This window comes from Komagataeibacter xylinus (assembly GCF_004302915.1).
GTDB classification, from domain to species: Bacteria; Pseudomonadota; Alphaproteobacteria; order Acetobacterales; family Acetobacteraceae; genus Komagataeibacter; species Komagataeibacter xylinus_C.
This window is the reverse complement of the sequence record NZ_QQBI01000004.1, coordinates 125,312-144,920: the sequence shown is the minus strand read 5'-3', so window position 1 is coordinate 144,920 and position 19,609 is coordinate 125,312. Positions and strand designations below refer to the sequence as shown.

Annotated in this window: 18 protein-coding genes; 13 read left to right on the top strand and 5 right to left on the bottom strand. The window is 65.6% G+C overall.

Annotated elements, in window-relative coordinates:
• Window positions 1–4: 4 nt before the first annotated feature.
• The 5 genes from DV027_RS04470 to DV027_RS04450 form a co-directional block, all read right to left on the bottom strand.
• Window positions 5–739 (bottom strand): 2OG-Fe dioxygenase family protein, encoded by a 735-nt coding sequence (locus tag DV027_RS04470; RefSeq protein ID WP_130730718.1) that lies wholly within the window; start codon window positions 737–739, stop codon window positions 5–7.
• Entirely contained in the window at window positions 732–3,329 is a 2,598-nt protein-coding gene (locus DV027_RS04465; protein ID WP_207303412.1) for a mechanosensitive ion channel domain-containing protein, read from the bottom strand. Before DV027_RS04465 ends, DV027_RS04470 begins: the two co-directional genes overlap by 8 nt.
• Window positions 3,330–3,520: 191 nt before the next feature.
• Complete coding sequence (locus DV027_RS04460; RefSeq protein WP_130730717.1) at window positions 3,521–4,123, bottom strand: RDD family protein; 603 nt, start codon at window positions 4,121–4,123, stop codon at window positions 3,521–3,523.
• A 222-nt stretch (window positions 4,124–4,345) separates the two neighbouring features.
• Window positions 4,346–5,581, bottom strand: coding sequence for a bifunctional glutamate N-acetyltransferase/amino-acid acetyltransferase ArgJ (argJ, locus tag DV027_RS04455; RefSeq protein WP_130730716.1), 1,236 nt, complete (start codon window positions 5,579–5,581; stop codon window positions 4,346–4,348).
• Window positions 5,582–5,674: 93 nt separating this feature from the next.
• Window positions 5,675–6,538, bottom strand: coding sequence for a peptidylprolyl isomerase (locus DV027_RS04450; protein ID WP_130730715.1), 864 nt, complete (start codon window positions 6,536–6,538; stop codon window positions 5,675–5,677).
• A gap of 285 nt (window positions 6,539–6,823) precedes the next feature.
• On the opposite strand from DV027_RS04450, the gene secA reads away from it, so the two are divergent.
• The 13 genes from secA to tilS all read left to right on the top strand — a co-directional run bounded on the left by secA (window position 6,824) and on the right by tilS (window position 19,601).
• Window positions 6,824–9,565 (top strand): preprotein translocase subunit SecA, encoded by a 2,742-nt coding sequence (secA, locus tag DV027_RS04445; protein ID WP_130730714.1) that lies wholly within the window; start codon window positions 6,824–6,826, stop codon window positions 9,563–9,565.
• 65 nt (window positions 9,566–9,630) lie between these two features.
• Window positions 9,631–10,380 (top strand): YebC/PmpR family DNA-binding transcriptional regulator, encoded by a 750-nt coding sequence (locus DV027_RS04440; RefSeq protein WP_130730713.1) that lies wholly within the window; start codon window positions 9,631–9,633, stop codon window positions 10,378–10,380.
• An 8-nt stretch (window positions 10,381–10,388) separates the two neighbouring features.
• Window positions 10,389–10,895: a crossover junction endodeoxyribonuclease RuvC gene (ruvC, locus tag DV027_RS04435; protein WP_110569030.1), complete on the top strand. Its 507-nt coding sequence runs from the start codon at window positions 10,389–10,391 to the stop codon at window positions 10,893–10,895.
• Complete coding sequence (ruvA, locus tag DV027_RS04430) at window positions 10,892–11,512, top strand: Holliday junction branch migration protein RuvA (RefSeq protein WP_130730712.1); 621 nt, start codon at window positions 10,892–10,894, stop codon at window positions 11,510–11,512. Before ruvC ends, ruvA begins: the two co-directional genes overlap by 4 nt.
• Window positions 11,509–12,570 (top strand): Holliday junction branch migration DNA helicase RuvB, encoded by a 1,062-nt coding sequence (ruvB, locus tag DV027_RS04425; RefSeq protein WP_130730711.1) that lies wholly within the window; start codon window positions 11,509–11,511, stop codon window positions 12,568–12,570. The genes ruvA and ruvB overlap by 4 nt, the downstream gene beginning before the upstream one ends.
• Window positions 12,557–12,976, top strand: a complete 420-nt coding sequence (locus tag DV027_RS04420) for a YbgC/FadM family acyl-CoA thioesterase (RefSeq protein WP_130730710.1) — start codon at window positions 12,557–12,559, stop codon at window positions 12,974–12,976. The genes ruvB and DV027_RS04420 overlap by 14 nt, the downstream gene beginning before the upstream one ends.
• A 201-nt stretch (window positions 12,977–13,177) precedes the next feature.
• The gene (gene tolQ, locus DV027_RS04415) at window positions 13,178–13,843 is read left to right on the top strand and encodes a protein TolQ (protein WP_130730755.1); all 666 of its coding nucleotides are present in this window, start codon (window positions 13,178–13,180) and stop codon (window positions 13,841–13,843) included.
• 1 nt (window position 13,844) lies between these two features.
• Window positions 13,845–14,276, top strand: a complete 432-nt coding sequence (tolR, locus tag DV027_RS04410) for a protein TolR (RefSeq protein ID WP_078524994.1) — start codon at window positions 13,845–13,847, stop codon at window positions 14,274–14,276.
• A gap of 30 nt (window positions 14,277–14,306) precedes the next feature.
• Complete coding sequence (locus DV027_RS04405) at window positions 14,307–15,299, top strand: energy transducer TonB (protein WP_130730709.1); 993 nt, start codon at window positions 14,307–14,309, stop codon at window positions 15,297–15,299.
• Between the two features lie 30 nt (window positions 15,300–15,329).
• Complete coding sequence (tolB, locus tag DV027_RS04400; RefSeq protein WP_130730708.1) at window positions 15,330–16,697, top strand: Tol-Pal system beta propeller repeat protein TolB; 1,368 nt, start codon at window positions 15,330–15,332, stop codon at window positions 16,695–16,697.
• 248 nt (window positions 16,698–16,945) lie between these two features.
• Window positions 16,946–17,419, top strand: a complete 474-nt coding sequence (gene pal / locus DV027_RS04395; RefSeq protein ID WP_130730707.1) for a peptidoglycan-associated lipoprotein Pal — start codon at window positions 16,946–16,948, stop codon at window positions 17,417–17,419.
• Between the two features lie 113 nt (window positions 17,420–17,532).
• The gene (locus DV027_RS04390) at window positions 17,533–18,300 is read left to right on the top strand and encodes a tol-pal system YbgF family protein (protein ID WP_130730706.1); all 768 of its coding nucleotides are present in this window, start codon (window positions 17,533–17,535) and stop codon (window positions 18,298–18,300) included.
• Window positions 18,301–18,323: 23 nt separating this feature from the next.
• Window positions 18,324–19,601 (top strand): tRNA lysidine(34) synthetase TilS, encoded by a 1,278-nt coding sequence (tilS, locus tag DV027_RS04385; protein WP_130730705.1) that lies wholly within the window; start codon window positions 18,324–18,326, stop codon window positions 19,599–19,601.
• Window positions 19,602–19,609: the final 8 nt, after the last annotated feature.

Here is a 19,609-nt window from a genome sequence, read left to right as displayed (position 1 = left end):
TGCTTCATTGATGGCGGAATGTCACGACCAGAACATCCCGGTAGGCCGGGCGGGTGGGGTCGAGCGGGCGCACCGCCGTCACGCCATGATAGACGCGGTTGTCATTGACCACTGCCGTATCAAGCGGCTGATCGAGCATGAATCCGCCCAGCAGGGTGCGTTGCAGGTCATGGATGGAGGTCTCGCCCGACATGACGTTCTCGCGCCGCACCATGATCACCATCACCCAGTCCACGCCATCGCGGTGCAGGCCCTCGGGCGTGGGCTGGCCGGGGCTGTTCTCCAGCGCCTCGATGCGGAACTGGTGCACCTCGGTGTGCCACACATCGGGCTGGTGCGCGGGCTCGCTCAGGTCGGTCACGATGCGGTGCATGAGCTGCAGGATGGCCAGGAGCACGGGATGGCTGCCCATCTCGGGTTCAATGGCGCGGAACCAGCGCTCGATGCCGCCATTGAGCTCGTTGTAGTCGCGGCTCTGGTAATGGGGCTGGTGCTTCTTGCGCCTTATGCCCTCGGCGCTGATGGCGAAGGTGGCATGGCGGCGGCGGCGGTAGCGGCCACCATCGGCCATGTAGCGGTCCAGCCCCAGCCGGTTCCAGCTTGCGGCAAAGCTGGCCCAGTCCGCCACGGCCTGCTGGCCCAGCAGGGCGCGCATGGCCCCCGCGGGCACGAAGGCAAAGCCATCCGTGCGCAGGGGGGCCTCAAGGTTGGCCAGTACGTCCGCTGTATCCTCAGCCATGGGTGGGGTCATTTCCCTTTGGGGCGGGGTCGGCCTTGGGGGCCGCGTCCTTTGCGCCTTCAGTCTTGGGCGCATCGGGTGCGCCATCCCCGGCTTCAGGCTGCGCGGGCTTCGCGAGGGCGGCCCTGGGGAAGTTCTCCTCCATGTTCATGCGCAGCGTGCCGGTGGGGCCATTGGCCAGCAGGTTGAGCGAGGTGGGGGTGGGGAACTTGACCTGTTCCTTCACCATGCGCGCGCTCAGGCGGCTGTAATACTCGCGGTAGACCTTCCACTTCGATCCCGGCGAGGTGCGGATGGAGCCAAGGAACTTGGAGCCATTGCCATCGGCCTGCTCCAGCCCGAGGAAGGAGAAGTCCGACTTGATGAGCGGGCCATACACATGGTCCTTGCGCAGGATCGCCAGTTCATCCTGCAGGATGGCGGCCACCCGGTGCGGGTCTTCCGACAGGTCGAGCATGAAGCTGACCACCACGAGGTTGTAGTCGCGCGAGGTATTGGCAATCGAGGTGACCGACGAGAACGGGATGATGTGCAGGTCGCCATTGACCGCGCGCAGCCGCAGCGTGCGGATGGACAGGTGCTCCACCGTGCCCGACACGGCGCCCGCCGTGACCCAGTCACCCACCTGCATGGCGTTTTCAACCAGCATGAAGAAGCCGGTGATGAAGTCCTTGACCAGGCTCTGGGAACCGAACGCGATGGCCGCACCCATGATGCCCGCACCCGTGAGCAGGGGGGCTACGTTGATGCCGATCTGCGAAAGGGTGGTCACGGTGACGATGATGATGATGAAGGTGAGCAGCACCGTGCGGATGATGGGCAGCACCGTGCGCAGCCGCGTCGCGCGGGAGGCCTGGTCCGATGTCTCGAAACGGGTGATCTGGTTCTGCAGGGTGGCGTTGGCCACTTCCCACACCACGATGGCGATGGTGTAGGCGATCATGATCGTCAGCATCGCGCCCACGATCTTGGTGCCCAGCGAGCCATGCACGAAGAAGCGGATGGCCGGCAGCCCCCAGGACTGGAGCAGCAGCACGACGGTGAAGAACACCAGCAGCACCGACAGCGTGCGCCGCGCCATGGGGTAGTAGTAGTCCACGCGGGCCTGCAGGCCGGGATAGCGCTTTTCGGTCGCCTCGGGCACGTGGAAGAGCTTGTTCTGCACGCTGAACGCCAGCACCGACAGCAGGCGCGCGCCCAGGATGACCACGATGGTCAGCGACAGCGTGCGCAGGATCCAGGCATAGCCGCCCTGGATCTGGGTGGCCCAGACCAGCCACAGCGCGAAGTCGAAGAACATGGCCGGGATCCACCAGAAGCGGACCATCTTGCCCACGAACATCCAGAACGGCTTCTCGCGCAGGCGGCCCGAAGGCTGCAGCGCGGCACCCACATGGTGGCGGATGCGCCAGATGAAGATGGCGATGAGCATGTGCTCGATCAGCACCACGGCACGGATGATGGCTTCCGTGCCACGGGCCGGCATGTCGAACACGCCGCCCAGCGTGGACAGGCAGACCACGATGGACGGTGCCGCCACCAGGAAGTTCCACCACCTCGTGACCATGCGCGCCGTGGCATCCGATGCGCTGCACAGGCGGATGGTGGGCGAGTGCGGCACGAACACGGTTTCGAGCAGCAGGTAGATCACGCGTGCGATGACATAGGCATTGGTGAGCGTGATGGTGACCATCGCCGCCTGGTGGGTGGTGGCGAACAGGGCGGAGGCGCCATAGCCCAGCCCGAAGAACAGGGCGACCGGCAGCAGCTTGATGAGGAAATGCAGCAGGGAAAAGGGAATGCGCGTGATGATGCGCAGCGTTTCATGCTGCTGGCGGTCATCCTGCTCGCGGGTCTGTTCGGTCTGCTGCTCGGCCTGGGCATCGGCGGCGGTGGCGGGCGGCGGGCTGGGCTGGTCGGCATCTGCCGCGTCCTCACGTGCGAGGCGCTGGTTCAGGCGCTGCTCGGTGGCCACCGCGCGCGCGGTCACGCTGGCCAGCGGCTTGCGCAGCACGATGGACAGGCCACGCTCGGCCACGAGGCCAAGGATGAAGATGATGCCCGCGCGCCCCATCGCATCAAGCAGGATCTGGCGCGAATCCGCATTGGACAGGATGGAGTGCACCCACCGCCCCACGAACGCCAGATCGGCAAACAGCGCCATGAAGTTCTGGCCCTGCTTGAGTGCTACATCGCGGATATGGCCCAGCTCGTTCATGGTTTCGCTGCTGATGCTGCCGGGCTCGACTTCCACGTCGGACTTGGCGGCGGCAGCCTTCTTGGCCGGGGCTGGCGCAGGAGCGGGAGCAGGGGTGGTCGGCGCGGGCAGGCCCTTGGCAATGGCATCAAGGGTGTGGGTGAATTCCTCGCGCTTCTGCGGGTCGTTCATCACCGCGAGCACCTGCTGGGCCTGCTGGGCGGTGATGGTCTGCCCCGTGGCCTGGGCGGCAGCCGTGCCGGGATCGGCGGCATGGGCGTGGGGAATGCAGGGCAGGAGGGCGAGCAGGAAAGCCGCCAGCACTGTCAGGATGCCGCCCCGTCGGGACTGTCTGGATACGGGATGGGCGCGCGTCGTGAAATGGGCTGACATGCCGATTGTTCACCTCCTTGAAAATATAAACCCCGCCGGAGCGGGTTCAGGCTCCCCTGTCGAATGGCATAGCACCCTCGCCCATCGCTGTGCGGGGGGTGCCACCTTAACGCCTGAAAGCATGCAATATCAGGACAAAAGATTGCCAAAGCCTGCATGGTTGCATTCTTGGCATGCCTTTTTTGCGTTTTTCAGCCCCATTGCGGGGGCTGGGGAGCCAGGGCGCGGGCCTCGCGCCGGATCACGCAGGTGCCGGCCAGAATGTCGTGCAGCGCCTGCTTGCGCTGCGTCCACATGACCATGAGGAAGCCGATGCCCAGCAGCAGCGCCGAGAGATATTTGCCAAAATACCGCCCCGCAGCCCGCAGCGGCGTGATCCGGTTGCCATAAAGGTCGGTCACGCGCATCTGGCAGGCCAGCTTGCCGGGCGTGGCCTGCAGGCGCGAGGATTCAAACACGATGAAATAGAGCGCGGGCAGCACGATGGACAGCAGCTCGAACAGGCCGTTCCCGCTCCAGTGCAGGTGCGGCATGGTCGAGACGATGGTGTAGTCAGCCTGCGTGTAGCCTGCAGGCTCGATGTAGGAGATGCGGTAGTCACCGCCGCTGCCGCCACTTGCCTGCGGGTCAAAGATCGAGACCGAGAGGCTCGGCGGCACAAGCAGCAGGCCCATGAGCCCCAGCACCGCCCACAGCACGATGCCATCGATCACATGGGCGACCACGCGCATCCAGAACCCGGCATAGGTCCAGATCTCGGTGGGGGAGGCAGGGCGGGAAAACGGGTTCGTCATGCAGGGCATTCCTGTCTGGCTGCCAAGGGGTTCACCCGTACAGCAATGCCATTGCTCGGTGCGCAGCGGAAGCAGGAAAAAACACGCCATCCACCAGCCAGGCCCGGTGACTGTATGAAAACAGCAAAAAGTTCCTGGTGAAGCTTTTCCAAAAGTTTCGAAAGGAACGCCGCCTTTAAAAAAAGGCGGCACCCAAAAACTCTATATTATTATCAGCGCCGGTCAGCTGCGATAGGAGCCGTTGATGTCGATATAGCCATGCGTAAGGTCACAGCCCCACGCCTGCGCCGTGCCGTTGGCCAGGCCAAGGTCGATCGTGATCTCGATTTCCCTGCCCTTCATGTGGGCCACGACCGGGGCTTCATCGTAGTCGGGCACCACGGTGCCCCCTTCGGCGATCCACGTGCCGCCAATGCCGACGGAGAGCGTATCGCGGTTGGCGGGCTCGCCGCATTTGCCCACTGCCATGACCACGCGGCCCCAGTTGGCGTCCTCGCCCGCCACAGCGGTCTTGACCAGCGGCGAGTTGGCCACGGCCATGGCAACCTTGTGGGCCGATTCATCGGAGGTCGCGCCCGTTACGACAATATGCATCACCTTCGTCACCCCCTCGCCATCGCGGATGACAAGCAGGGCCAGTTCCAGCAGCAGCGAATCAAGGGCCGCGCGGAAATGGGCCAGTTCGGGCGAGGCCGGGTCAGTGATCTCGGCATTGCCGGCCTGGCCTGTGGCAAACAGCAGCACCATGTCGGAGGTGGAGGTGTCCGAATCCACCGTGATGCAGTTGAAGCTGCGGTTCACGCCCTCGGTCAGGAAGGACTGCAGCACGCTCGCGGGCAGCTTCGCGTCGGTTGCAACAAAGGAGAGCATGGTGGCCATGTCGGGGGCGACCATGCCGCTGCCCTTGGCAATGCCCTGTATGCGCACCGTGGTCCCGCCGATCTTCGCCGTGCGGGTCGCGGCCTTGGGGAAGGTGTCGGTGGTCATGATGCCACGCGCGGCATCGGCCCAGCCATCAGCCGAGAGGGTGGCGTAAAGGCCGGGCAGGGCGGCCGAAATCTTCTGGTAGGGCAGCACCTCGCCAATCACGCCGGTGGAGGCGAGGAACACCTCGCTGGCAGCACAGTTGACCAGGCGCGCGGCATCGGCCGCGTTGGCCTGCGTCGCTTCAAACCCGGCCCGGCCGGTAAAGACATTGGCATTGCCCGCATTGACCACCAGCGCGCGGGCCCGGCCATCGGCCATGGCGGCGCGGCACCAGTCCACCGGCGCACCGGGGCATTTGCTTTTGGTATAGACGCCCGCCACCGTCGTGCCCGGTGCGAACTCAGCCATGACCAGATCGGTGCGCCCCGTATAGCGTATGCCGGCCTCGGCCGCGCCAAAACGCACGCCAGCCAGCGGCGGCAGTTCGGGCAAAGGCTGGGCAAGGGGGGAGACGGGCAGGGCTTTGGCCATGGTCGGTCGGCTTCCGGTGCAGGGGCGGGGAGACAAAGAACTCAGGTGGCGCGGCGGGGCATGGACGGGGCCCCGCCGCGCGGCAGGCCGCTTTTAGTGGGCGGGCTGGTTTTCAGGCAGGGGCTTGCCGTCAGGGCCGTAGCGCACGACCTTGACCTGTGCCAGCGCATTGGCAACCGCCTTCTGCACGCCGTCCTGGATCAGCTTCTGGCGGATCTGGTCGCGCGTTGCGTCAAGCGTGGGGGTGGGCGCGGTGCGCTTGCCCAGCACCTGGATCACGTGCCAGCCATACTGGGTGTGCACCGGGGTCTGGCTGTAGCTGTTGGGCTGCATGGCGGAGGCTGCATCCCAGAAGGTCGGCAGCATGTCGCCCTTCTTGAACCAGCCCAGGTCGCCGCCATTCTGCTTGGCCGAGCCGGGATCCTTCGACAGCTTGGTGGCCAGCTGCCCGAAATCGGCGCCGCCCTTGAGCTGCTTGATCACGTCGTTGGCCTCGGCCTCGGTCTGGACCAGGATGTGGCGGGCATGGATTTCTTCAGCGCCCGGCTTGTTGGCGTAGTTCTTGTCGTAATACGCCTTGACCGCATCATCGGTCAGGGTTGGGGCGACCTGGGCTGACAGGTAGGCATTCTGCAGCGCGCCCTGCGAGGCCTGCTGCATCTGCTGCTGCACGTCGGGCTGCTTGTCCAGCCCGGACTTGGTGGCGGCAAGCTGGATGGCGCGCTGGTCAACGAGCTGGTTGAGCAGGATCGGCACGATGATGTTGTCGGGCAGCTTGCGCAGCTGCTCGGGCATCGTGGCCATGGCCTGCCGCACGTCATTGAGGCGGATGTCCTGCCCGTTCACGCTGGCGAGCAGCGGATTCTGGTCCGCCGTGGCCGGGGCGCCGGGCGCCGCCGGCGCGGGGGAGGCCGCCATTGCAGGAGGAATGATGAAAGAGGAAGCAAGCAGGGCCATCGTTGCGACAGCCTTTGCCGGACTGATAGTCCGCATGTGCAAAAAACCCTAGTTATGAACGCGTTCGGCAGGCATCATGGCGAAGGGCGGCCCTGCCTGCAAGGGCCGTATGGCGGATGGCCGTTTTCCCCCGCTTTTTCCATGGCGCTGCGGTCCATCGGTTGACCCGTGGCGGCGTGGGTCCTATCTCATGTCTCCGCGCGAGAATTTTATCCGCACGCCTGCCCCGCCCCCGCCAGTTCTTGTGTTGCGGGCGTGCGGGAATGTCATTCCGGGAAGGTCTTCATGTTCGCCAGTATTGCCCGCGCCCTGTTCGGAACCGCCAATGACCGGGCGCTGAAATCGTATCAGCGGCGCGTGCCCGCAATCAACGCGCTCGAGCCGCAGGTCCAGGCGCTCGATGACGCAGCCCTTGCTGCCAAGACACCGGAATTCCGCGCCCGCATCGCCAAGGGCGAAAGCCTTGACGCCCTGCTGCCCGAAGCCTTTGCCGTGTGCCGCGAGGCGGCGAAGCGCGTGCTGGGCATGCGGCACTTCGATGTGCAGCTCATTGGCGGTATGGTGCTGCATGATGGCAAGATTGCGGAAATGCGCACCGGCGAGGGCAAGACCCTTGTCGCCACCCTTGCCGTCTATCTCAGCGCGCTTGCGGGGCAGGGCGTGCATGTCGTGACCGTGAACGACTACCTCGCCAGCCGCGATGCCGAGCAGATGGGCAAGCTGTACGGCTTTCTTGGCCTGAGCGTGGGCGTGGTCGTGCCCAACATGCCCGAGGATGAGCGCCGCGCCGCCTATCGCGCCGACATCACCTACGGCACCAACAACGAATTCGGCTTCGACTACCTGCGCGACAACATGAAATACCGCGTGGAAGATATGGTCCAGCGGCCCTTCCACCATGCCATCGTCGATGAAGTCGATTCGATCCTGATCGACGAGGCCCGCACCCCGCTCATCATCTCCGGCCCGGCAGAGGACAGTTCCGGCCTTTACCGCTCGGTCGATGAAGTGATGGTCGCCCTCGTGACCGACCCCGAAGCCTACGAGAAGGACGAGAAGTTCCGCTCCGTCATCCTGACCGAAAAGGGTGCCGAGCAGGTGGAGGACCTGCTGCGCGGCGCAGGCGTGCTGCATGAGGGCGGCCTGTATGACAGCCAGAACGTGGCGGTCATCCACCACGTGCAGCAGTCGCTGCGCGCGCATACGTTGTTCACGCGCGATGTGGATTACATCGTCAGCGGCGGCAAGGTGGTCATCATCGATGAGTTCACCGGCCGCATGATGGAAGGCCGCCGCTACTCCGATGGCCTGCACCAGGCGCTCGAGGCCAAGGAACACGTGGAGGTGCAGCAGGAGAACCAGACGCTCGCCTCCATCACCTTCCAGAACTACTTCCGCATGTATCCGCGCCTGTCGGGCATGACCGGCACCGCCATGACGGAAGCGGATGAATTCGCCGATATCTACAAGCTCGACGTCATCGAGATCCCCACCAACCTGCCCGTCGCCCGCAAGGACGATGATGACGAGGTCTATCTCACCGCGCGCGAGAAGTATGAGGCGGTTGCCGCCCTGATCAAGGAAATCAGCGCGACCTCGGGCCAGCCGGTGCTCGTCGGCACCACCTCGATCGAGAAGAGCGAGCATCTCTCCTCGCTGCTGCGCAAGAACGGCATCAAGCACAACGTGCTCAATGCCCGCTTCCATGAGCTTGAGGCCGAGATCGTGGCGCAGGCTGGCGCGCCGGGGGCGATCACCATCGCCACCAACATGGCCGGGCGCGGCACCGACATCAAGCTCGGCGGCAATGTGGACATGCTGATAAGCCAGAAGCTTGGCGGCATCGAGGACCCCGAGGAGCGTGCCCGGCAGGAAGAGGCCCTGCGCGCGACCGTGGCACGGGATCACGACATCGTGCGCAAGGCGGGCGGCCTGTACGTGATCGGCACCGAGCGCCATGAAAGCCGCCGCATCGACAACCAGCTGCGCGGCCGCGCTGGGCGGCAGGGTGATCCGGGCAATTCACGCTTCTTCATCTCGCTTGAAGATGACCTCATGCGCATCTTCGGCACCGACCGCATGGGCAACATCCTGCAGAAGCTGGGCCTGAAGGAAGGGGAGGCGATCGTTCACCCCTGGATCAACAAGGCCCTTGAGCGCGCGCAGAAAAAGGTCGAGGCCCGCAACTTCGACATGCGCAAGAACACGCTCAAATATGACGACGTGATGAACGACCAGCGCAAGGAAGTGTACGCCCAGCGCCGTGAATACATGGCGGCGGAAGACCTTTCGCCCATCATCACCGAAATGCGCGAGGACGTGATCCACGAGATCGTGGCCCGCCGCATCCCCGAGAAATCCTTCCCCGAGCAGTGGCTCAAGGAGGAACTGGCCCACGATGTGCAGACCGTGCTCAACCTGACCCTGCCCATTGCCGAATGGGCACAGGAAGATGGGGTGGATGCCGCGGTGGTGACCGAGCGCATCGAGCAGGCGGCCGCCCAGGCGCAGGCCAGCCGGGCCGCCAATTTTGGCCCGTCCGTCATGCGGTTTGTGGAAAAGCAGGTGCTGCTGACCACGTTTGATGCGGTGTGGAAGGAGCATCTGCTCGCCCTTGACCAGCTGCGCCAGGGCATTGGCCTGCGCGCCTACGGGCAGAAAGATCCGCTCAACGAGTTCAAGCACGAGGCGTTCGAGCTGTTCCACGCCATGCTTGACCACCTGCGTGCGCGCGTCACCTCCTCCATGGCGCGGGTGGAAATCGCACCGCCGCCCATCGACAACCCCTTCGCAGGCGTTGCCGAAATCCATTCCGACCCCGAAGTGCCGGGGCTGGAGAACGAGCCGGGTCCCGGCCTCATGCCCGATGCGGCGGGCAACCTGCCCGACCCCGCAATGGGCAGGCCGATCGGGGCCGCGGCCATCATGCCCGATGACCCCTCAAGCTGGGGCGAGGTCTCGCGCAATGCGGCCTGCCCGTGCGGGTCGGGCAAGAAATACAAGCATTGCCACGGGCGGCTGGTCTGAACGGCCAGCCCCACCCGGGCCGATACACAAGACAGTAACAAGAACAGCACGATCAGGGACGAACGATGGCAGGTCATTCCCAATTCAAGAACATCATGCACCGCAAGGGCGCGCAGGACGCCAAGCGGGCCAAGCAGTTTGCCAAGGTCATCCGTGAAATTACCGTGGCCACGCGCGAGGGCATGCCCGACCCGGCCATGAACCCGCGCCTGCGTGCAGCCATCTCGGCCGCGCGTGAAGTCAACATGCCCAAGGACACGGTCGAGCGTGCGATCAAGAAGGCCAGCGGCGCAGGCGGCGGCGATGACTACACCGAGGTCCGCTACGAGGGCTACGGCCCGGCAGGCGTTGCCGTGATCGTGGAAGGGCTGACCGACAACCGCAACCGCACGGCATCCGACGTGCGGGCCGCGTTTTCCAAGCATGGCGGCTCGCTGGGCGAGACGAATTCGGTCTCCTTCATGTTCACCCGTCTGGGCGTGATCAGCTATCCGCTCGATGCCGCAAGTGAGGATGACCTGATCGAGGCGGGGCTTGAAGCCGGGGCCGAGAATGTCGAGACCGTGGACGGCATGCATGAAGTGACCTGCCCGGTCGAATCCTTCTTTGCCGTGCGTGATGCGCTGGAAACCCGCTTTGGCGAGCCTGCCTCCGCCAAGCTGGACTGGCGGCCGTCGAACACCGTCGAACTCGATGAGGACAAGGCGCGCAGCGTGTTCAAGCTGATCGATACGCTTGAAGACCATGACGACGTGCAGGCCGTTTACGCCAATTTCGACGTGCCGGACGACGTGGCCGAAAAGCTCTCGGCCTGACCCGGGCTGTGGTCCGCATCCTGGGCATCGACCCCGGCCTGCGCTTTACGGGCTGGGGGGTGATCACGGCGCAGGGCAACCGGCTGAGCCATGTGGCCGATGGCGTGATCGCGACCGATTCGGCGCTGTCCGTGCCCGAGCGGCTGCGGCACCTGCATGATGCGCTGCTGGAACTGGCCCGCAACTTCGCCCCCGATGAAGCGGCGGTGGAGGAAACCTACGTCAACCGCAATGGCGCTGCCACGCTCAAGCTGGGCTATGCCCGTGGCGTGGGGCTGCTGGTGCCCATGCTGCTCGACATTCCCGTAGCCGAATACGGCGCCAAGACGGTCAAGCGCGCGGTTGTGGGCACGGGGGCCGCCACCAAGGAGCAGGTCAGCATGATGGTCCGCCGTATTCTGCCCACCGCCCTGCTCAAGCGTGCTGATGCGGCGGATGCGCTGGCGGTGGCCATCTGCCACGCGCATCATCGCGCCTCTGCCGCCCACATTGCCAATGCCACGAGGATGGCATGATCGCGCAGCTGCGCGGCCTGCTGGCACAGGTCGAGGCCGATCGCTGCGTGATTGATGTCAGCGGCGTGGGTTATCTTGTGCAGGCCTCGAGCCGCACGCTCGCCGCCCTGCCGCAGCCGCCGGAACTCGCCCTCGTGCTGGTCGAGACCGTGGTGCGCGAGGACGCCATCCTGCTCTACGGTTTTGCCGAGGCATCGGAGCGCTCATGGTTCCGCCTGCTCACCACGGTGCAGGGCGTGGGCGCCAAGGTGGCGCTGGCCATCCTGTCGGTGCTGCCGCCTGCCGAGCTGATGATGGCCATAGGCGGGGGCGACAAGGCCATGCTCACCCGCGCGGGTGGCGTGGGCGCGCGACTGGCCCAGCGCATCGTGACCGAACTGCGTGACAAATGCGAGGGCATGCCCACGGGCGCACCGGCGGGCGGGGGCGTGCCGGGCGTGAGCATTACGCTGCCCACGCCGCGCAGCATTGCGGCGGATGCCGTGCTGGCGCTGTCGGGCCTTGGCTTCAGGCGCGCGGAGGCGCAGCCTGTGGTCGAGCGCGTGATCGACCGCTTTGAGGGGGATGTGAACCTCGATGTCGTGATCCGTGACGCGCTGAAGGAACTGGCCCGATGAGTGAGCACCCCGAGCGCGAGATCGACGCCCGCCGGGCGGAGGAAGACACGGGCGAAGGCAGCCTGCGGCCTCAGACGCTTGATGACTTCACCGGGCAGAAGGCCAGCCGCGAGAACCTGGCCATCTTCATCGCCGCCGCCCGCCAGCGTGGCGATGCGCTGGATCATGTGCTGCTGCACGGCCCTCCCGGTCTGGGCAAGACCACGCTGGCGCAGATCGTGGCGCGGGAACTGGGCGTGGGCTTCAGGGCCACGTCGGGGCCGGTCATCCAGCGCGCGGGCGACCTGGCCGCCATCCTGACCAACCTCCAGCCGAGAGACGTGCTGTTCATTGATGAAATCCACCGCCTGCACCCCTCCATCGAGGAAGTGCTGTACCCGGCAATGGAGGATTTCCAGCTTGACCTGATCATTGGCGAGGGGCCGGCTGCGCGCTCGGTGCGTATCGACCTCTCGCCATTCACGCTGGTCGCCGCCACCACGCGGGCGGGCCTGCTGGCAACGCCGCTGCGCGACCGCTTCGGCATTCCGCTGCGGCTGGTGTTCTACACGCCCGAGGAGCTGTGCCAGATTGTGGTGCGCGGGGCGCGCAAGCTGGAATTCGACCTGACACCGGAAGGGGCGGAGGAAATCGCCCGTCGCTCGCGCGGCACGCCGCGCATCGCGGGCCGCCTGCTGCGCCGGGTACGCGACTTCGCCGCCGTGGCGCGGGCGGGCAGGGGGCCGGTTGACCGCGCGCTGGCCGATGCGGCGCTCTCCCGCCTCGAGGTCGATTCGATGGGGCTTGATGGCATGGACCGGCGTTACCTGCGCCGCATTGCCGAATACCATCATGGCGGCCCGGTGGGGGTCGAGACACTGGCCGCCGCCCTGGCCGAGGCACGTGACACGCTCGAAGACGTGATCGAGCCCTACCTCATTCAGGAGGGGCTCGTGCTACGCACCAGTCGCGGCCGCATGCTGGGCGAGCGGGGCTGGCGGCATCTGGGCCTGCAGCCCCCCGTCCGCGTGCCCGGCCAGGGCGACCTGCTCGGAGAAGGGACTGATGGTTCAGCATAGTATCGATTTTCGCATCTATTACGAGGATACGGATGCGGGCGGCGTGGTCTATCACGCCCGCTACCTCGCCTTTGGCGAGCGCGCCCGCACCGAGGCCATCCGCGCGCAGGGGCACTCTGCCGCCGACCTGCTGGACGATTTCGGGCTGGCCTTCGTGGTGCGCCATGCCGCCATGGACTACCGTGCCCCCCTGCGGCTCGATGACATCGTGCGCGTGACGACTCGCCTGACCGAGCTGGGGGCTGCGAGCTGCAGGCTGCTCCAGACCTTCCATCGGGCGGGGACGGCTGAAAAACTTGATTGTGGCACGCTGGATGTGCGGCTGGCCTGCGTGCGGGCAGCCGATGGGCGCGCGGCCCGATTTCCGCCGTTATGGCGTGATCTGTTGCGCGGGCTGGTCGGCTGAGTGCCACTGAGCCATGCACGGCGTGTGTTCTTTTTGTGTCATGGGTTGACCACGATGCAGGGCTGTGCGGAAAGCAGGTTGGCCGTAGCTTGCCAAACGGGCAATCTTCGTGTTTGAGCGAACGGCCAAGGTGGGCAGGAGGCGTATTTGGACCAAGCGGTTAATGCAGCGAATCTGGGTGCTGCAGCGGGTGATCTTTCAATGTGGGCGCTGTTCATGCACGCCTCGATTGTGGTCAAGCTCGTCATGATCGGGCTGGTGACCAGCAGCATCATTGTCTGGGCCATCATTTTTGATAAATTCACCACCATCCGCCGGGTCAACCGGCAGGCCAACGATTTCGAGGAGCGCTTCTGGGCCGGTGGCAGCCTTGAGGATCTTTACGAATCCGATGGCGCCAAGCCCGTGCACCCGATGGCCGCCGTCTTTGGCGCGGCCATGGGCGAATGGCGGCGTTCCTCGCGCATCTCGGGCATCGACTTGGTGCATGGCGGCGTGCAGGACCGCGTCAACCGGGCCATGGCCATCACGATTACGCGCGAGATGGACCGGCTGAACCGCTGGATCATCTTCCTCGCCACCATCGGGCCGGTGGCGCCCTTCATCGGCCTGTTCGGCACGGTGTGGGGCATCATGCATGCATTCGGCTCGATCGCGGCCATGCACAACACCAACCTTTCGGTTGTGGCGCCGGGCATTTCCGAGGCGCTGTTCGCCACCGCCATCGGCCTGGTCACGGCCATTCCCGCCGTGATCGCCTATAACGTGGTCAGCAACAGCATGGGCGTGTTCGAGGACCGGCTGGATGCGTTCGGCACCGAGTTCGCCGCCATCCTGTCGCGCCAGTCGGAAGAAAGGGGCGCGTAACATGGGGGCAAGCCTGGGCGACCTGCGGGGGCGGCGGCGCAAGCGGCGCCCCATGGCCGAGATCAACGTCACGCCCCTGGTGGACGTGATGCTGGTGCTGCTCATCATCTTCATGGTGACAGCCCCCATGATGACCAGCGGCGTGAACGTGGACCTGCCCAAGACGGATGCGGCCCCGGTCAATACCGACACCAAGCCCATCACGGTGTCGATCCGCTCCAATGGCGACCTGTACCTGGGTGATGAACCCGTCTCGCAGGACCAGCTGGTGGACCAGCTCAGGGCGGCCGCGCAGAATGATAGCGAGCACCGTATTTTCGTGCGCGGCGACCAGCATATCGATTATGGCCGTGTCATGCAGATCATGGGGCAGATCACTGCGGGCGGCTTTACGCATGTGGCCCTGCTGGCCCAGCAGCCACCCGGTCACTAAACAGAATCTGATGCCAGGAGCCGTCTGATCGTGGTCCCACCGCGTCGTTCCGAACGCATCCTCATGCGGCGTTCCATCCTGGTTTCGGGCGGGCTGCATTTTGCCCTGCTGGTGGCCGTGCTGCTCAAGCTGCCCGTGCCGGTGCCCAGGGAGCCGCCGCCCCCGCCAACCATCGAGATGGAATTCGCAGCCGATACGGGCACGTCAACACCCCACAAGGGCGACAGGCCGGCCCCCAAGCCCGCGCCTGCGCCCGCGCCGGTAAAGCAGGAGGCGCCGCCTTCGCCCACGCCGCCTGAAAAGGAACCCAACGAGGAGGCAGCGCCCCCCCCGCCACCACCGCCGCCCATGCCGCCACCGCAGCAGGTGTCGAAACCCGTGCCGGACGCGCCAACCCCGCCGCGCGAGCAGACGCCTTCGCCCGATGCGGTCAAGCTGCCGCCCACGCCGCCCAAGGCAGCACCCGCGCAGGCGCATGCGCCCGTGCCGCCCTCGGCCCAGCCGGACCCCACGGCAGCGCCCAAGGTGCAGGAGCCCTCGCGCACCACGCAGCCCAACGAGGCCAAGAAGCATGTGCCCGATACGCACTCGCTGCTGGCAACGCTTGATGCCTTCCGCGCGGACCAGAAGCAGACCCACCCGCCCAAGGCCCGGCCCAACCCGCAGCAGGGTGGTGCGCCTGATGGCGGTGGCACGCCTGATGGCGACATAACGAGTTCCATGACCGCCACCGAGCAGAAGGCGATCGGCAATTCCGTGCGGCGCTGCTACTCGGAAGATACGGCGGCCCGTAATTATGCCCAGTTCGTGGCGCATCTGGTCGTGACCGTGGATGGCACCGGCACGGCGCGGCTTGTGGAGTTCGCGCCGCAGACACAGGCGCAGATGGCGGCTGACCCGTCATACCGCGCGCTGGCCGAACGCGCGCGTGATGCGGTGCTCAGCCCGACCTGTGCCAAGCTGCCCATTCCGCAGAACCTGCTGGGCCAGACCCGGCAACTGAAATTCGTATTCCGTCCCTGATACAAAGCGGACGAAGGCGAGGAGAGGAAAATGATGTCAAGCGTAAAGCCATTGATCCCGGATGATGATGCCGCACGGCTGGCATCGGCCTTCAGCCGGCGTGGTTTCATGGGCGCAGGTGTTGCGGGCGGGCTCATGGCCACGCCGCTGTTCGCCGCGGGTGCCGCCCACGCACAGGATGCGGGGGCTGCCGAGATCACGGTCGATCAGGCGCGGACCGCCCCCATTCCCATCGTCCTGCCCGCGCTTGGCAGTGGCGTGGCCCAGCAGATCACGGATGTGATCTCGGCCGATCTGGGCAATTGCGGCCTGTTCCGCCCCATCAGCGCCAGCATGCCGCAGGGCACGCCCCCGTTTGCCACCTACAAGTCAATGGGCGCGCGCGCGGTCATGACCGGCAAGGTGGTCGAGCAGGGCAGCAGCCTGCGCGTCGAGTTCCGCCTGTGGGATGTGCTGACCGGCAAACAGTTGCAGGGCACGGCCTATACCGCCGCCAGCCAGGACTGGCGCCGCATCGCGCATGTGATTGCCGATGTGATCTACAGCCGCCTGCTGGGCGAGCAGGGCTATTTCAATTCCCGCATCGCCTATATTGCCCGTTCCGGCCCGCGCGCGCGCCAGGTCACGCGGCTCGCCATCATGGATCAGGACGGGGCGGACAGCCGCTACCTGACCAACGGGCAGTGGCTGACGCTCACGCCGCGCTTCAACCCGGCCAATAGTGAGCTGGCATTCATGTCATATGCCAACTACAGGCCGCGTGTTTACCTGTTCAACCTCAATACCGGGCAGCAGCGCCTGCTGGGTGACTTTACGGGTATTTCATTTGCGCCGCGCTTTGCGCCCAACGGGCAGTCGGTCATCCTGTCGGTCACGCGCGGCAGCGGGTCTGACATCTTCGTGGTCGACCTTGCCACCATGGCGCGCCGGCAGATCACCTCTTCCGGGGCGATCGACACCAGCCCGTCCTATAGCCCCGACGGGTCGCAGATCGTGTTCAACTCCGACCGTGGCGGCTCGCAGCAGCTCTATATCATGAGTGCATCGGGCGGCGAGGCGAAGCGGATCTCCTATGGGCACGGGCGCTATGGCTCGCCCGTGTGGTCGCCGCGCGGGGACCTGATCGCATTCTCGCGCATTGCCAATGGCAGCTTCTCGCTTGGCGTGATGGCGCCCGATGGCACGGGCGAGCGAATCCTGACCCAGGGCTTTACGGTGGAAAGCCCGACTTTCTGCCCCAATGGGCGGGTGCTGGCGTTCTGCCGCCAGAGTTCGGCCGGGGCGAATGGTGCCGGATTTGCAACAGGTATCAGCACAATTGACATCACCGGCTTCCATGAACGTGCCCTACCTGCAGGCAGCGCCTCTGACCCGGCATGGTCTGGCCTGAATAAGTAATTGTTTTCAATGCGTTGGGCAAACACGCCGCCTGAACCCACTCATTTGGCAAATGGCGGGTATGTGTTTGTTCCGCGTTGACTGAAACCGGATTTGACAGCTATGCTTGTGGCGGTTTCCAGCGATCGCGAGTTTCTGTTTTACAATTTGTTTGGCAGGGCGCAACGAGACTCGGGACCGTTCTATATTTAAATCCGGAAATTCAACAAATGGTTTCGAAACAAGAAACCGATCCAGGATCCAAAGTAATGAAACTGAAGCTTTTTGGTGCGGCCGGTCTGGCTCTCTTCCTCGCGGCCTGTTCTGACCACGCGAACAAGAACGCGAACACCGGCGCTGCAACGCAGCAGCAGGTTGGCCCTGTTCCCGGCAGCGAGGCCGATCTGGTCGCGACTGCAGGTGACCGCGTGCTGTTCGCGCTGAACCAGAACACGCTGTCCAGCGATGCGAAGGCAACGCTCGACAAGCAGGCCGCATGGCTGGCCAAGTACCCGCAGGTGCATGTGCAGATTGCCGGTAACTGCGATGACCGCGGCACCGAGGAATACAACATCGCGCTGGGCGAGCGTCGTGCCAATGCGGCGCATGACTACCTGGTGGCCAAGGGTGTCGATGCTTCGCGCATCACCACCATCTCCTATGGCAAGGACCGCCCCACCGCCGTTGGCGATGATGAGGCTTCCTGGGCCCAGAACCGTAACGCCATCACGGCGGTGCAGTAAGTTTCTGCCAGCACTTCTACGGAATGTGGCAGTATGGAACCGGCCGGGCGCTTATCGCCCGGCCGGTTTTGTTTTAGATAGACGTGCGTCGTGTTGCTTGAAGGGTATGGTCCATGCGTTCTGTTATGTCGTGTTTCCTTTCGGTTCCTGGCCGGCTTTCACGGTGGGGGCGGGCTGGCATGCTGGCAGGTGGCGTATCGCTGGCCTGTCTGGGCAGCGCGCACGCGAATGACAGCGGCAACCTGACCCTGCAACTGCTTGACCGGGTCAATACGCTCGAGGAACAGACGCGCGAGATGCGCGGCCAGATCGATCAGCTGACCAATCAGGTGCAGCAGCAGAATGCCGCCATGAGCAAGCAGATCGATGACATGAATTTCGCCATGCAGCAGCGCGGCCATGCTGCGGCGGGGGGGGCGGCCCCGGTAACCGCGGCAGGTGGCGTGACGCCCGCAGCCCCAGCCTCAGTCCCAGCCCCCGCCCCCGCCACGGCCAAGCGCAGCCTCGATGATGTGCTCAAGGCGGGCAATGATGCGCTGTTGCAGCATGATTACGCCACGGCGCAGGCTGATGCGCAGCAGGTGCTCTCCGGCCCCAAATCCCCCAGGCAGATTGATGCGCAGTACCTGATGGCCCAGTCCCTGGCGGGGCAGAAGCAGTATCGTCAGTCCGCCCTTGCCTATTACGATACCTATAACCGCGCACCGCATGGCCAGCGCGCGCCGAGCGCCCTGCTGGGTGTTGCCGCAACACTGATGGCACTGAACGACAAGGCATCCGCCTGCCAGGCGCTGGACAAGCTTTCGAGTGAATTCCCCACGCCTGCGCCGCGCATCAAATCCGCCGAGCTGGTCTACCGCAAGCGCGCCAAATGTAGCTGATCGCCTGCGGGGGCATAGGGCGCATGCAGCTTTCACAGCCAGTCAGCCCGGCCCGTTTTTCTGCCCGCATGGCTGCACTGGGCCCGTGGCCGGGGCCGGGCGCGCCTGTCTGTGTTGCGGTATCGGGCGGGGCGGACAGCATGGCACTGGCCATTCTGGCGCGGGGGTGGCGGCCTGATGTGACGGGGCTGGTGGTGGACCACGGGTTGCGTGCCGAGTCGCGGGTTGAGGCCGAGCAGACGGTGGCGCGCCTTGCCCGGCTTGGCATGCCGGCGCGGCTGCTGGCGCTTGAAGGGCTGGCGCGTGGCCCCCGCATGGCCGAACGCGCCCGGCGCATGCGCTACCAGGCCCTGTTTGCTGCCTGCCGCGACCTTGGCGCGCTTGACCTGCTGGTGGCCCACCATGCGGGCGACCAGGCAGAAACCGTGCTCATGCGCCAGCAGGCGGCAAGCGGGCATGACGGGCTGGCTGCCATGGCGGTGGCGACGGACATGGCGGATGTGCGCCTTGTCCGCCCGCTGCTGGGTGTAGGCAAGGATGCCCTGTACGCCACGGTGCGGGCGGCGGGGGTGGACTGGGTGGAAGATCCCTCCAATTCCGACCTGCGTACCGCCCGCGCCCGGGCGCGTCATGCGCTGGCAGCGGATTCCGCCCTGGCAGGCACGCTTCTGGCCGATGCCGGGCAGGCCGGGCAGGCCCGCCAGGCGCGCGATATGCAGGATGCACGCTGGCTGGCCGCCCATGCCCGCTTTCACCCCGGTGGCTGGGTGGTGCTGCCCCCTGACCTTGCGCCGCCGCGGCTGCTGTCGGCCCTGATGCGCGTGGTGGGGGGGCGGGATTATGCCCCGGCGCGCGAGGCGGTGGCAGCGCTTGTGGCCCGGCCCCGGGCGGCAACCCTGGCCGGGGTGGCCCTCATGCCGTGGCGTGATGGGCAATGGCTCGTGGCCCGTGAGGAAGCAGGCCTTGCGCCCTCCATGGAAGCAGCACCCGGGGCCATATGGGACCGGCGTTTCATCCTGCGCACGCCCGCCCTGCCGCCGGGCTGGCGCGTGGGGGGCGCGGGGCCGGTGGCGGCGTGGTGGCCGCATGGTGGGCGGCGCTCCTGCTGGCCTGCGCGATTGTTGCGCACGCTGCCCGCGCTATGGCATGATGGGCAGGTCAAGGCCGTGCCCCATATGGGCCTGCGCGCGCGGGAACCTTTTGCAGCCCATGCGGTTTTCATGAACCAGCCCCCCCATCCCGTGCTCGACTGCGCCGTATTTGGCGGCTCCGGGCACTACCACCCGGGCGGGCAGGCATAAAAGGTTGG

Coding starts and splice junctions, on each gene's coding strand:
- DV027_RS04390 (WP_130730706.1), top strand. CDS start 17,533: ATGCGTTCTGTTATGTCGTGTTTCCTTTCGGTTCCTGGCCGGCTTTCA.
- tolB (WP_130730708.1), top strand. CDS start 15,330: ATGATGTCAAGCGTAAAGCCATTGATCCCGGATGATGATGCCGCACGG.
- DV027_RS04465 (WP_207303412.1), bottom strand. CDS start 3,329: ATGTCAGCCCATTTCACGACGCGCGCCCATCCCGTATCCAGACAGTCC.
- DV027_RS04460 (WP_130730717.1), bottom strand. CDS start 4,123: ATGACGAACCCGTTTTCCCGCCCTGCCTCCCCCACCGAGATCTGGACC.
- tolQ (WP_130730755.1), top strand. CDS start 13,178: ATGTGGGCGCTGTTCATGCACGCCTCGATTGTGGTCAAGCTCGTCATG.
- tilS (WP_130730705.1), top strand. CDS start 18,324: ATGCAGCTTTCACAGCCAGTCAGCCCGGCCCGTTTTTCTGCCCGCATG.
- DV027_RS04420 (WP_130730710.1), top strand. CDS start 12,557: ATGGTTCAGCATAGTATCGATTTTCGCATCTATTACGAGGATACGGAT.
- DV027_RS04450 (WP_130730715.1), bottom strand. CDS start 6,538: ATGGCCCTGCTTGCTTCCTCTTTCATCATTCCTCCTGCAATGGCGGCC.
- secA (WP_130730714.1), top strand. CDS start 6,824: ATGTTCGCCAGTATTGCCCGCGCCCTGTTCGGAACCGCCAATGACCGG.
- ruvB (WP_130730711.1), top strand. CDS start 11,509: ATGAGTGAGCACCCCGAGCGCGAGATCGACGCCCGCCGGGCGGAGGAA.
- DV027_RS04470 (WP_130730718.1), bottom strand. CDS start 739: ATGGCTGAGGATACAGCGGACGTACTGGCCAACCTTGAGGCCCCCCTG.
- pal (WP_130730707.1), top strand. CDS start 16,946: ATGAAACTGAAGCTTTTTGGTGCGGCCGGTCTGGCTCTCTTCCTCGCG.
- DV027_RS04440 (WP_130730713.1), top strand. CDS start 9,631: ATGGCAGGTCATTCCCAATTCAAGAACATCATGCACCGCAAGGGCGCG.
- argJ (WP_130730716.1), bottom strand. CDS start 5,581: ATGGCCAAAGCCCTGCCCGTCTCCCCCCTTGCCCAGCCTTTGCCCGAA.
- ruvA (WP_130730712.1), top strand. CDS start 10,892: ATGATCGCGCAGCTGCGCGGCCTGCTGGCACAGGTCGAGGCCGATCGC.
- tolR (WP_078524994.1), top strand. CDS start 13,845: ATGGGGGCAAGCCTGGGCGACCTGCGGGGGCGGCGGCGCAAGCGGCGC.